The sequence below is a fragment of the Nonomuraea sp. NPDC026600 genome, assembly GCF_040638335.1.
Classification (GTDB): Bacteria; Actinomycetota; Actinomycetes; order Streptosporangiales; family Streptosporangiaceae; genus Nonomuraea.
The window spans coordinates 315974-329098 of the sequence record NZ_JBEZYD010000004.1 but is presented as its reverse complement, the minus strand read 5'-3'; the positions used below and the strand labels follow the sequence as shown (position 1 = coordinate 329098).

Sequence of the window (13125 nt, the reverse complement as noted above, 5' to 3'; positions counted from 1 at the left end):
AGGTTCCGATATGAGGTTGGCAGGCAGGAAGGCCGTCGTCACCGGCGCGGGCGGCGCCATGGGCAAGGTGTTCGCCCAGGTGCTGGCGAGGGAAGGCTGCGACGTCGCCGGGCTGGACCTGACGGCCGAGGGGCTGGAGCTGTTCGGCGCCGCCGTACGTGAGGCCGGGCGCGAGGCGCTGGAGCTCAAGGCCGACATCACCGACCTCGACGCGACGCTGAGCGCGGTCGACGAGGTGACCCGGGCCTGGGGCGGGGTCGACATCCTGGTCAACAACGCGGGCGGCGGCATGGTGCGGCCCTTCCACGAGATGACCGCCGACGAGTGGCGGCGGATGGTCGACGTCAACCTGACCAGCGTCTTCAACGTGACCCGCGCGGTCGTACCGTCGATGCTGGCGCGCGGCGGCGGGCGGATCGTGAACATCGCCTCCATCGCCGCCCTGCGCGGCGGGCGCCTGGTCCGGCACGCGAGCGGATACGCCGCCGCCAAGGCGGGCGTCGTCGGCCTGACCAAGGCCCTGGCCATCGAGTACGCCACCGACGGCATCACGGTCAACTGCATCGCCCCCGGCGCCCAGCAGACGCCGGGCCGCGACCGGGACACCCCCGAGCAGCGGGAGGCCCTGCTGAGCCAGATCCCCACCAGGACGCTCGGCAGCCCGGAGGACCTGGCGGAGAGCATCGTGCACTTCTGCCTGCCGTCCGCCGCGTACCTGACCGGCGTCATCCTGCCCCAGGACGGAGGTCACGCGATCTGATGTCCATGGAACAGGGCAAGGCGAAGTACGACGAGGTGTACGGCGAGGGCGCCGCCGACCGGCTGCTGGACATGCTGTACGGGCCTGGCGCCGACCTCGGGCGCTACGGCGTGGAGTTCAACTTCGGCGAGATCTACTCACGCCCCGGGCTGGACCTCAAGCAGCGGCAGATCGCCTCGATCGCCTCACTGGTCAACATCGGTGGCGTTGAACCTCAGCTCACCGGGCACATCAACGCGGGGCTCAACGTGGGCCTCACGCCCGGGGAGATCGTCGAAGTGATCATCCACTGCGTTCAGTACGCGGGGTTCCCAAGGGCGATCAACGCGATCAATGTGGCGAAGAAGGTCTTCGAACAGAGGGGTGTGGCGTGAGATGCCGACCGTCGTACTGATCGGGACGCTCGACACCAAGGGCGAGGAGTACGCCTGGCTGCGCAACCGGCTGGTGGAGCTGGGCAGCGACGTGCTCGTGGTCGACACGGGAGTGCACGAACCCGGCGGGAACCTGCCGGCCGACGTCTCCAACGAGCGGGTGGCCGAGGCGGCCGGAGGTGACCTGCGGGCACTCCAGGAGGGGGGCGACCGCGGGGCCGCCGTCACCGCGATGGGCGAGGGCGCGGCGGTGATCATGGCCGAGCTGCATGGCGCGGGCCGGGTCGACGCGGTGCTGGCCGTGGGCGGCAGCGGCGGGTCGTCGATCGCCGCGCGGGCGGTCCGCGACCTGCCCATCGGCCTGCCCAAGCTGATCGTGTCCACGATGGCGTCGGGTGATGTGTCGCCTTACGTCGGAGCCAGGGACGTCACGCTGATGTACAGCGTGGTCGACATCGCGGGCATCAACCGGGTCTCGCGGGCGATTCTCGGCAACGCGGCGGCCGCCGCATCGGGCATGGCCAAGGCGCACCAGTTGGCCAGGGCGGTGCGGACCGCGCCGAGCGAGGATCGGCCGCTGATCGGCGCGTCGATGTTCGGCGTGACCACGCCCGCCGTGGACGCGGCGCGCGAGCGGCTGGACGAGCTCGGTTACGAGGTGCTGGTCTTCCACGCGACCGGGTCGGGCGGCCGGGCGCTGGAGGGGCTGGCGGCGAGCGGGCTGCTGGCCGGGGTGCTGGACCTGACCACCACCGAGCTGGCCGACGACCTGGTCGGCGGGGTCCTGTCGGCGGGTCCCGAGCGGCTCACGGCGGCGGGCGCGAACGGCGTGCCGCAGGTGGTCGCCCCCGGCGCCCTGGACATGGTCAACTTCGGCCCGCGCGACACGGTGCCCGCGCGGTTCGCGGACCGGCTGCTGTACGTGCACAACCCGACCGTCACGCTGATGCGCACCACGCCGGAGGAGATGGCCGAGCTGGGCGCTCGGATGGCCGCCAAGCTCAGCGCGGCGACCGGCCCGACGGAGCTGTTCATCCCGCAGCGGGGCGTGTCCGCCCTGGACGCGCCGGGGATGGACTTCCACGACCCCAAGGCCGACGAGGCCTGCTTCGAGGCGCTGGCCGTCTTCCCCGCGACCGAGCCGCTCGACCTGCACATCAACGATCCGGAGTTCGGCCGGGCGATGGCCGAGCGGCTGCACAGCCTCATCTCGGGAGGGGAGTCCGCGTGACCAGGCAGGAGGTGCTGGCCAGGCTGCGCCGTACCGTCGCGGAGGGGCGGCCGGTAATCGGCGCGGGCGCGGGCACGGGCCTGTCGGCCAAGTGCGCCGAGGCCGGCGGCGTCGATCTGATCATCATCTACAACTCCGGCCGCTACCGGATGGCCGGGCGCGGCTCGCTGGCCGGGCTGCTGCCCTACGGCGACGCGAACCAGATCGTCGTCGAGATGGCGTCCGAGGTGCTGCCCGTCGTCGCCGACACCCCGGTGCTCGCGGGCGTCTGCGGCACCGACCCGTTCCGGGTCATGCCGCGCTTCCTCGACCAGCTCGCCGCGATGGGCTTCGCGGGCGTGCAGAACTTCCCCACCGTCGGTCTGTACGACGGGGTCTTCCGGCAGAACCTGGAAGAGACCGGCATGGGTTACGAGCTGGAAGTGGAGATGGTCCGGCTGGCCCACGAGCGCGACCTGGTCACCGCCCCGTACGTCTTCGACGAGGACCAGGCCCGCGCCATGGCCGAGGCCGGCGCCGACGTGCTGGTACCGCACGTCGGGCTGACCACCAAGGGCAGCATCGGCGCGGGCACCGCCCTGACCCTGGACGAGGCCGTGACCCGGGTGCAGGCCATGCGCGACGCGGCGGCGGCGGTCCGGCCCGACATCCTCGTGCTCTGCCACGGCGGCCCGATCGCCGAGCCGGACGACGCCGCTTATGTCCTGTCGCGCACCCAGGGCGTGGTGGGCTTCTTCGGCGCCTCGTCCGTCGAGCGGCTGCCCACGGAGCGGGCCATCACCGAGCAGGTACGAGCCTTCAAAGCACTGAACTTCTGAGGAGACGCCATGCACGTCAGTCCGGACACCGTGCCCACGATGGCCTTCGACTGGGGGTCCATCAAGTGGTTCGTCACCCCGTCGGCGATCGAGGGGGCGAGCAGCACGCTGGGCGAGGTCATCGTCAACCCCGGTCAGGGGCATGCCCGGCACAACCACCCGAACGCCGAGGAGATCATCTACGTCATCTCCGGCGAGGCGTCGCAGATGGTCGACGACGGTGAGCCGTTCCCGATCAAGGAGGGTGACACCGTGCACATCCCGGCGGGCGCCTACCACTCGACGTTCAACTCGACCTGGCGGCCGTTGCGCCTGATCGTCACGTACACGCCCGGTGGGGAGGAGAAGGCGCTGGAAGGTGCGCCCGACCTGCACCTGCACGAGCCCGGCAGTGTCGCGGAGTGGCGTCAGGCCTGAGGTGATGCCCCGCGGCCGGGCGGCCGGCCGCGGGGCATCGTTCTTCTCGGGCGGCCGCTACTTGGCGGCGAAGTCCTGGGTCCAGTAGATCTGGCCCTTGGAGTTCTTGGCCGCGCCGACACCGATGAGGTTGTACTTGCAGTTCATGATGTTGGCCTTGTGGCCCGCGCTGTTCATCCAGCCGGTGACCACGGACGCCGGGGTCGGCTGGCCCATGGCGATGTTCTCGGCCCAGCCCGTTCCGCCGGTGAAGCCCGCCGCGCGGATGCGGTCCAGGAAGCTGCGGCCGTCCTGCGAGGTGTGGTCGAAGTAGTTCTTGGCCGCCATGTCGGAGGAGTGGCCGAAGGCGGCCGTGCGCAGCTGGGCGTCATGCTTGAGCGGCTTGCAGCCACCCTTCGCCCGCTCCGCGTTGGTCAGCCGCACGACCTCGTTCTCGTCGGTCGTTCCGACCGTGTCCGTCGACGGCGGGCTGGTGGTCGTGGGCGTGGGCGTCGGCGTCGACGTGGGAGAACCCGTGGGCGACGGTGTGCCCGTCGGGGTGGGCGTAGGCGTGGTCGGCGCGCAGGACGGCAGCCGGACCGGCCGGGACTTGCCGGTGTTGCCGCGGTAGTCGGTGACGAAGGCGTAGTAGACACCGGGGGTGCACGGCAGCGCGACGGTGACCGTCGGGCTGACGCCTCTGCCCGACGCGCTCTTGACGGTCCGGTCGGGGCCGGGCACCGCGCGCTTGATGCGGACGCGGACCAGGGCGGTGTCTTCGCAGCCGCGCCGGGTGGCGGAAGCCTGGATCTTGCCGGTGGTGGTGACCTGCGGCTTGGCCACGGTCACGCGACATGCGGGTTGGGGCACCGTCGCGGCGTCGGCCGTGGCGATCGGCGCACTGAGGGCGGCCAGGCTCACGAAGCCCGCGAGTACCCCTAGGCGTCTACGCATATGGGTGTCCTCCGTATGGAGTGGACGGTGGGTGGGCGTTCCGCATTCTGTCGGTGCCAGGTGCCCTCTGTCATGAAATTTCGGACATCAATCTGTGATGTGGGTAAACCAGAGTGAGTCCTGAGGCGTCGCGAACCCCTGCTGACACTGGCGTTTCCGGCCAGAACCCGGGTCGGGGATTTTTTTCGCGGAAACGGCCGCTCGATCACGCTCGGTAACCGGAGTGCTCTGTGCCGTGGCATGCGTAACGGCTCGACAGGGCGGGCTCGGGCCCCGGAGCGGATCAAGCTCGGGGGAGTTGACGGCGGTTCTCTCAGCCGTCTCGCCCCTGGTCACAGGGCCATCCGAGCGCCGGATGGCTATTTAGCAGCGCTTGACGTGGTTATCCGTATGGCTAACACTTGCTAGTGAAATAGGAGGCGGGTCACGTTCAGTGCGCCTCCTGTTTCGCCATGGGACGCCTTGCCGGACGGCTCCGCGCTCCTCGCATCCCCAAAGGAAGTCAGCATGGAGATCTGGATCAACCCCGACTGCTCCAAGTGCCACTCCGCGCTGCAACTCCTGGACACCGAGAACGCCGAATACACCATTCGCCGCTACCTCGATGATCCGCCCAACGAGCTCGAACTCCGCGAGGTGCTCACCAGGCTCCGCCTCGAGCCCTGGGACATCACCCGGTTCGGCGAGACCACGGCCGCCGATCTCGGCATCGCCGACTGGCCCCGCGACGCCGCGAACCGCAATCGCTGGATCAAGGCGCTGGCCAGCCACCCCATCCTCATCCAGCGCCCGATCATCACCGCCGGGGACGGCGCGGCCGTCGTCGGCCGTACGACGGAGGCCGTCCGCTCCGTGCTCTCCCGCTCCTCTTAGCGGCTCAGCCCGCACCCCAGATCCGCCGGTCAGGGTCCGGGGCGGGGAGTGCGGACAGCGCGGTGGTCACGCTGTCCCAGTCGGCGACCTGGACCCGGTCGGCCATGAGCCGCAGGCGCTCGGGGATCTCGTGATGGGCGTCCTGTAGAACGTCGATGCCCTCGATGATCTGGCCCGTGACGGCCTCGTATCCCATGCCGCCGCCTTCACCCTTGAAGAACATCGTCCCTTCCTTGCCATCGCCCCAGAAATTCCCGATGGCGTTCAGCTCCGCCGCCACCGCGTTGACGAATTCGCCGAGGTCGTGTTTCTCGGTGTCGAAACCACCGGCGGCGGACCTGATATGGCCCGGATAGATCTCCATCGGCAGGCGCAGCCGCATTCCCGGACGTAGTGCGCCGGGGTCGCCGAGGAGAGCGCGGTTCGCCTGGTAGATGCTCTCCCAGAGGGCGCCGTTCTCGAAGAGCTGCTCGGCGATATCCCAGAGCAATTCGTCAGGAGCGACGGTAACCGTTTCCGGCCGCTCCGGCGGCTTCGGGTCAGGGTCGGGAGCCATGCGTCACCCCGCGGGTTTGTGGGCCATCGTGAAATAGAGCAGCATTCTGCCGAGCGTCTGTTTCCAGGTGGGGATGAGGTCCGTGCCGCTCTCCCCGTTCATGGAGTCGTACGAGACGCCGTACACGGATCCGCCGGCCATGCGGCTGATGAAGTACTGGACGTCGGCGTTCTTGCTCGCCGCCCTGGCCACCGGCATGGCGGCGTCGAACGCACCGTAGAACGCGACCGAGGCGGCGAATTCCTTGAGCGCCTGCTTCGCGTTGTCGCCGAACGAGCCCGGATCCTCGCCGCGCAGCGCTTTGACCCCGGCCACCACGCCCACATCTCCGACCGCGAAGAAAGCGCTGCCGATGCTGTATTCGGTGAGCTTGCTGAGCAGAATCCGGGCGATGTTGTGCTCGAGCAGTTTCGAGAGCAGCTTCGCCTTGGCCCGGTTCATGATGATCTCGGTGATCTTGTAGGCGGCTCCGGCCTGCCAGGGAAAGGTGGTGATGAAGATGAAACTGGCGAAATTCGCGAGGGCGAGGGTCCAGTACGCGTGCTGCGCCGTTTCGATGACCTCCGCGAAATCCTCGCACGCCTTGGCATTCTCCCGGCAGCGGTGGGCGAGCTTGTCGGCGTAGCCCACTTGTGGTGGGTTCGGATAGAGCCCGGCGGTCACCGCCGTCTTGAACGCCTCGACGCCTTCGCCGCCGTTCCGTTTCCACACCGCTTCGGCGAACGGATAGGTCCGGTCCGGACTCTGCTCGATCCGGTCCGCGAGCCGCGCCCAGACGGCGGCGGCCTGGCGCGCCTTGGCCGGATCGCCGTCCGGGTAGTCGACGGCGAGCATCTTGAACACGAAGGCGGCGATGCCGACCGTGCCGAAGCCATAGATCGCCGCGCGAGTGGGATTGATGCCCACCGGAGGTCAGCGCTCGTTCCGGGGCCGGCGCCCCGGAGTCTGCCCCATGTCCAGCATGGTGTCCGCGATGAAGGGGTCGACCAGGTCGGTCATCCCCTCAGCCGTGTTCCGCGCCGCCGCGCCGGCCGCCTCGAGGACCGCGGCGGCCAGTTCGTCGGAGCCGAGTCGCATGGCACGCGGATCGATCGTGAGGCCGACGAGCTCTCCGGTGGACGAGGTCTCGGCGACCACCCGCCCGTCTGCCGCCTCGCCGCGGCCGCGCACCTCGGTGATCTGGTCCCTGAGCCGCTCCACCTGCGCGACGTCCGCGTCGAACTGGTCCAGCAGCCTCTCGATCTCCGGGTCGCCGCTCCCCCGGAGCGCGTCGGCGGGCGAGGTCATGCGGTCTCCTGGCCTGACATAGGTTCGTCCCTCCCCGTAGGGCGTGTTTCGCGTAGATCGTAAACCTATAGGCCATATTATCTATAGGAAATAGGGGATTTGCCGTCATCGGCAGAAGCCGAACACCTCCGTCGTCACCAGGGTGACGTTGGAGGTGACACCCGGGCGCGCGCTCCCGTTGCGTACCGAGATGCCGGTCTGCTTCATCTGCGGGTTGAGGATGTTCTGCCGGTGGGAGGCGCTGTTCATCCACCAGCGCACCGCCGCCCGGGGCGTCGCGTACGCGGTGCCCCAGCCGGCGTAGACGTTCTCCAGCGCCTGCCAGGTGCCCGAGGGGCAGTAGCCCGCCGCGCGGATCCTGCTGCCCACGGTGGATCCGGTGCTCGGGTTGACGTGCCAGTTGGCGCCGTCCACCCACCACTTCTGCTGGATGGCCGCCTTCACGTGGGCGTCGGCCGCGTTGTACAGGCGCAGGCTGTCCTCCACCGGGGCGAGCCCGGCCTTCGTCCGCTCGGCGTTCACCAGGCAGCGGATGCTGCCGGAGGCGAACCCCTCGTTGAGCACGACCGCGGCCTTGATCCGGCTGTCGGTCCAGTCCGGATACTGCTGCCGGTACCACTGGGGCGTCCGGACGGTGTCGTCGGCGCCGCTGCACGCGGCCGCCGCCGATCCCGCCGACGCCGCCGAGGCGGGTGCTGTGGCCGTGACCAGCAGGCCCAGCGACAGTAGTGACGACGCGGCCGCCGCGGCGGCGAGCCTCTGCATGCCCATGGTCGTTTCTCTCCTCATGTCGGGATTTCTCGTCAGTCCCGACTGTGCGATCCATGGGCGCGGACCGCATGAGTAAGCCGTACTCAGGGCAGCCAGCTCACCCGGCCGTGCAGGGCGGCGTAACCGGCGAAGGCGACGGCGTCGATGAGCGTGTGCGCGATGACGAGCGGCATGGCCCGGCCCCAGCGCTGGTACAGGCGGCCGAACACCAGCCCCATCACCACGTTGCCGACGAAGCCGCCGAACCCCTGGTAGAGGTGGTACGAGCCGCGCAGCAGCGCCGCCACCACCACGGAGCGCCAGGGCGCCCATCCCGCCTGCTCCAGCCGGCGCAGCAGGTAGCCGCTGACGAGCACCTCTTCGAGCACGCCGTTCTGCGCGGCGGCCAGCAGCAGGACCGGGATCCGCCACCACACCTCGGGCAGCCCTCCGGCCACGACGTTGAGGTTGATCCCGGCGGCGTACACGGCCAGGTAGAAGGCCAGCCCCGTCCCGCCGATCGCGGCCGCGAGCAGGGCGCCGCGCACCAGGTCGCGCCGTGGCTCGCGGAGGTCGACGCCGATGGTCCGCATCGACTCGCCGGAGCGGACCAGCAGGTAGGCGACGAGCCCGACCGGGGCCACGTTGATCGCGATGCCGACGAGCTGCAACGTCAGGTCCAGCCAGGGGCGTCCGGGAGCCAGTGATCCGACGAGTACGGCCTGCTGCCCCTTCAGCTCCCGGGGCGCCGTGAGCGCGCCGATCAGCCGGACGAGCGCCACGAGGGCACTGGCCCCCAGCGAGACGGAGAACACCACGATGATCTCGGCCCGGATCAGCCTCGGTCCGAGGGTCAGGGGCAGCGCGGCGGGGGACTGCGTGGTCATGGGCGCAGAGTAGCCGCAAGCCGGTAAAAGGAGCCTCAGCGCGGGCGGCCTTCCGGCCGGCGTGCGCGGGTGATCTCCAGGTGCGGGAGCTCGCCGGATCGACCGGTCATCCGCGGAAGGTAGCCTCGCACCGCAGGCCCAGGGCACTTGAACTGTGAAGCTTGTGTTACGTCTACGTTATCCCCTCCGCTTGACACCGGAAATGTTAGCGATAACACTCGCGGGATCGGCTGTCTCCCGCGACGCGCGGGCAGCCCCCATTTCCGCAAGGAGAAATATGAGATTTCCACGATTCGCGGCCGTGGTCTCCGTCCTGGCGCTAGCCACGGTCGCGACCGCATGTGGCTCGGCCGAGAAGACGGTTGACCAGCAGGCCGCCTCCAGCGCCTCCGCAGGCAGTGCCGGCGCGCTGGTGGGCGTCACCATGCCGACCAAGTCATCGGAGCGCTGGATCCACGACGGCGACAACGTCAAGGCCGGGCTGGAGAAGCTCGGCTACAAGGTGGACCTGCAGTACGCCGAGAACGACATCCCGACCCAGGTCAACCAGATCGAGAACCAGATCACCAAGGGCGCCAAGCTCCTGATCATCGCCTCGATCGACGGCACGGCCATCACCACGCAGCTCCAAGAGGCCGCTGACAAGAAGATCCCGGTCGTCGCCTACGACCGGCTGATCCGCAACAGCCCGAACGTCGACTACTACGCCACCTTCGACAACTTCAAGGTCGGCGTGCAGCAGGCCACGTCGCTGCTGGTCGGGCTGAAGCTGCTGAACGCCGACGGCTCCGCGGGCAGCGCCAAGGGCCCGCTCAACGTCGAGCTGTTCGCCGGTTCGCCCGACGACAACAACGCGACGTTCTTCTTCAACGGCGCCATGTCGGTGCTCAAGCCGTTCATCGACAAGGGCACGATCGTCGTCAAGAGCGGCCAGACGGACTTCAAGACGGTCGCCATCCTGCGCTGGGACCCGGCCACCGCGCAGAAGCGCATGGAAGACCTGCTGACCAAGACCTACAGCGGCGGCACCAAGGTCGACGGCGTCCTGTCGCCGTACGACGGCCTGTCCATCGGCATCCTGTCGGCGCTCAAGAGCAACGGCTACGGGACCTCCGGCCAGCCGTACCCGACCGTGACCGGCCAGGACGCCGAGCTGGCGTCGGTGAAGTCGATCATCGCGGGTGAGCAGTACTCCACCATCTACAAGGACACCCGGCAGCTCGCCGACGTGACGATCAAGATCGCCGACACCGTCCTCAAGGGTGGCAAGCCCGAGGTCAACAACACCAAGGACTACGACAACGGCAACAAGGTCGTGCCGTCGTACCTGCTCCAGCCGCTGATCGTCGACAAGACGAACTACGAGAAGGAACTCGTCGACACCGGCTACTACACCAAGTCCCAGCTGGGCTGACGACATGACTGATGACATCCTGCGGATGCGCGGGATCACCAAGACCTTTCCCGGAGTCAAGGCGCTGCAAGACGTCAACCTGTCCGTACGGCAGGGCGAGATCCACGCGATCTGCGGCGAGAACGGTGCCGGCAAGTCCACGCTCATGAAGGTGCTGTCGGGCGTCTACCCGCACGGCTCCTACGAGGGCGAGATCTTGTTCGAGGGAGAGCCGTGCCGGTTCGCCGACATCCGTGACAGCGAGCACCGCGGGATCGTCATCATCCACCAGGAGCTGGCCCTGTGCCAGCAACTGTCGATCGCCGAGAACATCTTCCTCGGCAACGAGCAGGCCACCCGCGGCCTGATCGACTGGAACCGGACCAACCACGAGGCGGCCGAGCTGCTGAACCGGGTCGGGCTGCGGGAGAACCCGGTGACGCTCATCTCCGACATCGGGGTCGGCAAGCAGCAGCTCGTGGAGATCGCCAAGGCGCTGTCCAAGCGGGTGCGCCTGCTCATCCTCGACGAGCCGACGGCCGCGCTCAACGACGAGGACTCGGCGCACCTGCTCGACCTGCTGCGTGGCCTGCGTGACGAGGGCATCACCTGCGTGATCATCTCGCACAAGCTCAACGAGGTCATCGACATCGCCGACTCGATCACCATCCTGCGCGACGGCCGGACGATCGAGCGCCTCGACATGGTCACCGACCACGTCACGGAGGGCCGGATCATCTCCGGCATGGTCGGCCGCGACCTGGAGAACCGCTTCCCGCCGCACGAGCCGAACATCGGCGAGGAGGTGCTGCGCATCGAGGACTGGACGGTGCACAGCCCGGCCCATCGCGGCCGGGTCGTGGTCTCCAACGCCAGCCTCCACCTGCGCAAGGGCGAGATCGTCGGCCTGGCGGGGCTCATGGGCGCCGGCCGGACCGAGCTGGCCATGAGCGTCTTCGGCCGCGCCTACGGCACCGACATCTCCGGTCGCATCTACAAAGACGGCCGGCAGATAGAGATCCGGTCGGTGCAGGACGCGATCCGCCACGGCATCGCGTACGCCACCGAGGACCGCAAGAAGTACGGCCTCAACCTGATCGAGGACATCAAGCGGAACGTCTCCGCCGCCGCGCTGCCGAAGCTGGCCCGCCGCGGCTGGGTCAACGACAACGAGGAGTACCGGGTCGCCGACGAGTTCCGCGAGAGCATGAACATCAAGGCGCCCAGCGTGCTGAGCGTCACCGGCAAGCTCAGCGGTGGCAACCAGCAGAAGGTCGTCCTGTCGAAGTGGATCTTCGCGGACCCCGACGTGCTCATCCTTGACGAGCCGACCCGGGGCATCGACGTCGGGGCCAAGTACGAGATCTACTCGATCATCAACCGGCTCGCCGACGAGGGCAAGGCCATCCTGGTCATCTCTTCGGAGCTGCCCGAACTCCTGGGCCTGTGCGACCGGATCTACGCGCTGTCGGCCGGCCGGATCACCGGCGAGGTCCCGCGCGAGGAGGCCACGCAGGAGGGCCTCATGCAGTACATGACGAAAGGACTGGACGAGATCCGATGAGCAGCACCTCATCCACCGACGCCGGGCTGGCGCCCGCCGGCCAGGAACCGCCCCCGCCACGGGGACAGGGCAGGTCGTCGTGGCTGTCGTTCAACGTACGGCAGAGCGGCATCTATGTCGCGTTCGCGCTGATCGTCGTGCTGTTCGCGTTCCTCACCAAGGGGGCGCTGCTCCAGCCGCAGAACATCTCCAACATCATCGTCCAGAACTCGTACATCCTGATTCTGGCCATCGGGATGATCCTGATCATCATCGCCGGGCACATCGACCTGTCCGTGGGGTCGGTCGTGGCCGTCACCGGCGCCATCGCCGCCGTGCTCATGGTGAACTACGGTGTGCCATGGCCGCTGGCGCTGGTCATCACGCTGATCGCGGGCGCGCTCATCGGCGCGTGGCAGGGGTTCTGGATCGCCTACTACGGCATCCCGGCGTTCATCGTGACGCTGGCCGGCATGCTGCTGTTCCGCGCGCTCACGCTGACCGTGCTGGGCAACCAGGGCATCGGCCCGTTCCCTGACGCCGTCCGTACGCTGTCCAACGGCTTCACCGACGGTTATCTCGGCAACATCGGGCTCGGCCCGCTGGGCGGCGCCGACCTGTTCAGCATCCTGCTCGGCGTGGTGGCGGTGGCCGGCATGGCCGTCACCCAGTGGCGGAGCCGGATGGCGCGGCTGGGCTACGGCCAGAGCGTCGACCCGCTGCCGATCTTCCTGCTCCGCATCGCCGCGGCCGCCGCGGTCATTCTCGCGGTGGTGGTGCAGCTTGCCAGGTTCAAGAACCTGCCCTGGGTGCTGGTCCTGCTCGCGCTGCTGGTGCTGGGCTATTCGCTGGTGACCAACCGGGCCGTGTTCGGCCGGCGGATCTACGCCATCGGCGGCAACCTCCAGGCGGCGCTGCTGTCCGGCATCAAGGTCAAGTCGGTCGTCTTCTGGATCTTCGTGAACATGGGCGTCCTGTCCGCGCTCGCCGGGGTCATCTTCGCCGGGCGGCTGAACCAGGCGGGGCCCACGGCGGGCAACTCCTTCGAGCTGGACGCGATCGCCGCGGCGTTCATCGGCGGTGCGGCCGTGCAGGGCGGCGTCGGCAAGGTGGTCGGGGCGGTCACCGGCGGTCTGATCATGGGCGTCATCAACAACGGCATGTCGCTGATCGGCGCGCCGAGCGAGCGGGTCATGTTCGTCAAGGGCGCCGTCCTGCTCGCGGCAGTGGCCTTCGACGTGTGGACCAAGCGCCGCGCGGCGGTCGGCGGCCGCTGATCGACGCGGTCGACGGCGAGGCGGGC

15 protein-coding genes are annotated in these 13125 nt (G+C 68.7%); 9 read left to right on the top strand and 6 right to left on the bottom strand.

Annotated features, from left to right (window positions below; translation table 11 throughout):
• Positions 1-10 precede the first annotated feature (10 nt).
• From AB0F17_RS11765 to AB0F17_RS11745, 5 genes are read left to right on the top strand one after another with little or no spacing between them, the layout of a single operon-like run.
• Positions 11-760 carry an SDR family NAD(P)-dependent oxidoreductase gene (locus AB0F17_RS11765; protein WP_358020179.1) on the top strand — a complete coding sequence of 250 codons (750 nt, stop codon included), beginning with the start codon at positions 11-13 and terminating at the stop codon, positions 758-760.
• The gene (locus AB0F17_RS11760) at positions 760-1134 is read left to right on the top strand and encodes a carboxymuconolactone decarboxylase family protein (protein ID WP_358020176.1); all 375 of its coding nucleotides are present in this window, start codon (positions 760-762) and stop codon (positions 1132-1134) included. The genes AB0F17_RS11765 and AB0F17_RS11760 overlap by 1 nt, the downstream gene beginning before the upstream one ends.
• A gap of 1 nt (position 1135) precedes the next feature.
• Positions 1136-2365 (top strand): Tm-1-like ATP-binding domain-containing protein, encoded by a 1230-nt coding sequence (locus AB0F17_RS11755; RefSeq protein ID WP_358020173.1) that lies wholly within the window; start codon positions 1136-1138, stop codon positions 2363-2365.
• A complete protein-coding gene (locus AB0F17_RS11750; RefSeq protein ID WP_358020170.1) occupies positions 2362-3183 on the top strand; it encodes a phosphoenolpyruvate hydrolase family protein in 822 nt (273 codons plus the stop codon). Before AB0F17_RS11755 ends, AB0F17_RS11750 begins: the two co-directional genes overlap by 4 nt.
• A 9-nt stretch (positions 3184-3192) precedes the next feature.
• Positions 3193-3600 carry a cupin domain-containing protein gene (locus AB0F17_RS11745; protein ID WP_358020167.1) on the top strand — a complete coding sequence of 136 codons (408 nt, stop codon included), beginning with the start codon at positions 3193-3195 and terminating at the stop codon, positions 3598-3600.
• A 57-nt stretch (positions 3601-3657) separates the two neighbouring features.
• Here the strand turns inward: AB0F17_RS11745 and AB0F17_RS11740 are convergent, their stop codons facing one another.
• Entirely contained in the window at positions 3658-4533 is an 876-nt protein-coding gene (locus AB0F17_RS11740; RefSeq protein WP_358020164.1) for a CAP domain-containing protein, read from the bottom strand.
• A 507-nt stretch (positions 4534-5040) separates the two neighbouring features.
• Here AB0F17_RS11740 and AB0F17_RS11735 point away from each other — a divergent pair.
• Positions 5041-5406: an ArsC/Spx/MgsR family protein gene (locus tag AB0F17_RS11735; RefSeq protein ID WP_214640918.1), complete on the top strand. Its 366-nt coding sequence runs from the start codon at positions 5041-5043 to the stop codon at positions 5404-5406.
• Between the two features lie 4 nt (positions 5407-5410).
• Here AB0F17_RS11735 and AB0F17_RS11730 read toward each other — a convergent pair whose 3' ends face one another.
• The 5 genes from AB0F17_RS11730 to AB0F17_RS11710 all read right to left on the bottom strand — a co-directional run bounded on the left by AB0F17_RS11730 (position 5411) and on the right by AB0F17_RS11710 (position 8886).
• Positions 5411-5962: a hypothetical protein gene (locus AB0F17_RS11730; RefSeq protein WP_358020161.1), complete on the bottom strand. Its 552-nt coding sequence runs from the start codon at positions 5960-5962 to the stop codon at positions 5411-5413.
• Positions 5963-5965: 3 nt separating this feature from the next.
• Positions 5966-6868 (bottom strand): hypothetical protein, encoded by a 903-nt coding sequence (locus AB0F17_RS11725; protein ID WP_358020158.1) that lies wholly within the window; start codon positions 6866-6868, stop codon positions 5966-5968.
• A gap of 6 nt (positions 6869-6874) precedes the next feature.
• The gene (locus tag AB0F17_RS11720; protein WP_358020155.1) at positions 6875-7249 is read right to left on the bottom strand and encodes a YbaB/EbfC family nucleoid-associated protein; all 375 of its coding nucleotides are present in this window, start codon (positions 7247-7249) and stop codon (positions 6875-6877) included.
• A 105-nt stretch (positions 7250-7354) separates the two neighbouring features.
• Complete coding sequence (locus tag AB0F17_RS11715; protein ID WP_358020152.1) at positions 7355-8020, bottom strand: CAP domain-containing protein; 666 nt, start codon at positions 8018-8020, stop codon at positions 7355-7357.
• 83 nt (positions 8021-8103) lie between these two features.
• On the bottom strand, positions 8104-8886 hold the full coding sequence (locus AB0F17_RS11710) for a CPBP family intramembrane glutamic endopeptidase (protein WP_358020149.1): 783 nt from the start codon (positions 8884-8886) through the stop codon (positions 8104-8106).
• Between the two features lie 277 nt (positions 8887-9163).
• Between AB0F17_RS11710 and chvE the strand changes: the two genes are divergently transcribed.
• The 3 genes from chvE to mmsB are packed head-to-tail and all read left to right on the top strand — an operon-like array spanning position 9164 to position 13099.
• Positions 9164-10300 (top strand): multiple monosaccharide ABC transporter substrate-binding protein, encoded by a 1137-nt coding sequence (gene chvE, locus AB0F17_RS11705; RefSeq protein WP_358020146.1) that lies wholly within the window; start codon positions 9164-9166, stop codon positions 10298-10300.
• Positions 10301-10304: 4 nt separating this feature from the next.
• Entirely contained in the window at positions 10305-11843 is a 1539-nt protein-coding gene (gene mmsA / locus AB0F17_RS11700) for a multiple monosaccharide ABC transporter ATP-binding protein (protein ID WP_358020143.1), read from the top strand.
• The gene (mmsB, locus tag AB0F17_RS11695) at positions 11840-13099 is read left to right on the top strand and encodes a multiple monosaccharide ABC transporter permease (RefSeq protein ID WP_358020140.1); all 1260 of its coding nucleotides are present in this window, start codon (positions 11840-11842) and stop codon (positions 13097-13099) included. Before mmsA ends, mmsB begins: the two co-directional genes overlap by 4 nt.
• Positions 13100-13125: the final 26 nt, after the last annotated feature.

Bases quoted from the DNA above. Each gene is read 5' to 3' on its own strand.
- AB0F17_RS11765 (WP_358020179.1), top strand. From the start codon at position 11: ATGAGGTTGGCAGGCAGGAAGGCCGTCGTCACCGGCGCGGGCGGCGCC.
- AB0F17_RS11760 (WP_358020176.1), top strand. From the start codon at position 760: ATGTCCATGGAACAGGGCAAGGCGAAGTACGACGAGGTGTACGGCGAG.
- AB0F17_RS11755 (WP_358020173.1), top strand. From the start codon at position 1,136: ATGCCGACCGTCGTACTGATCGGGACGCTCGACACCAAGGGCGAGGAG.
- AB0F17_RS11745 (WP_358020167.1), top strand. From the start codon at position 3,193: ATGCACGTCAGTCCGGACACCGTGCCCACGATGGCCTTCGACTGGGGG.
- AB0F17_RS11740 (WP_358020164.1), bottom strand. From the start codon at position 4,533: ATGCGTAGACGCCTAGGGGTACTCGCGGGCTTCGTGAGCCTGGCCGCC.
- AB0F17_RS11735 (WP_214640918.1), top strand. From the start codon at position 5,041: ATGGAGATCTGGATCAACCCCGACTGCTCCAAGTGCCACTCCGCGCTG.
- AB0F17_RS11730 (WP_358020161.1), bottom strand. From the start codon at position 5,962: ATGGCTCCCGACCCTGACCCGAAGCCGCCGGAGCGGCCGGAAACGGTT.
- AB0F17_RS11720 (WP_358020155.1), bottom strand. From the start codon at position 7,249: ATGACCTCGCCCGCCGACGCGCTCCGGGGGAGCGGCGACCCGGAGATC.
- AB0F17_RS11715 (WP_358020152.1), bottom strand. From the start codon at position 8,020: ATGGGCATGCAGAGGCTCGCCGCCGCGGCGGCCGCGTCGTCACTACTG.
- AB0F17_RS11710 (WP_358020149.1), bottom strand. From the start codon at position 8,886: ATGACCACGCAGTCCCCCGCCGCGCTGCCCCTGACCCTCGGACCGAGG.
- chvE (WP_358020146.1), top strand. From the start codon at position 9,164: ATGAGATTTCCACGATTCGCGGCCGTGGTCTCCGTCCTGGCGCTAGCC.
- mmsA (WP_358020143.1), top strand. From the start codon at position 10,305: ATGACTGATGACATCCTGCGGATGCGCGGGATCACCAAGACCTTTCCC.
- mmsB (WP_358020140.1), top strand. From the start codon at position 11,840: ATGAGCAGCACCTCATCCACCGACGCCGGGCTGGCGCCCGCCGGCCAG.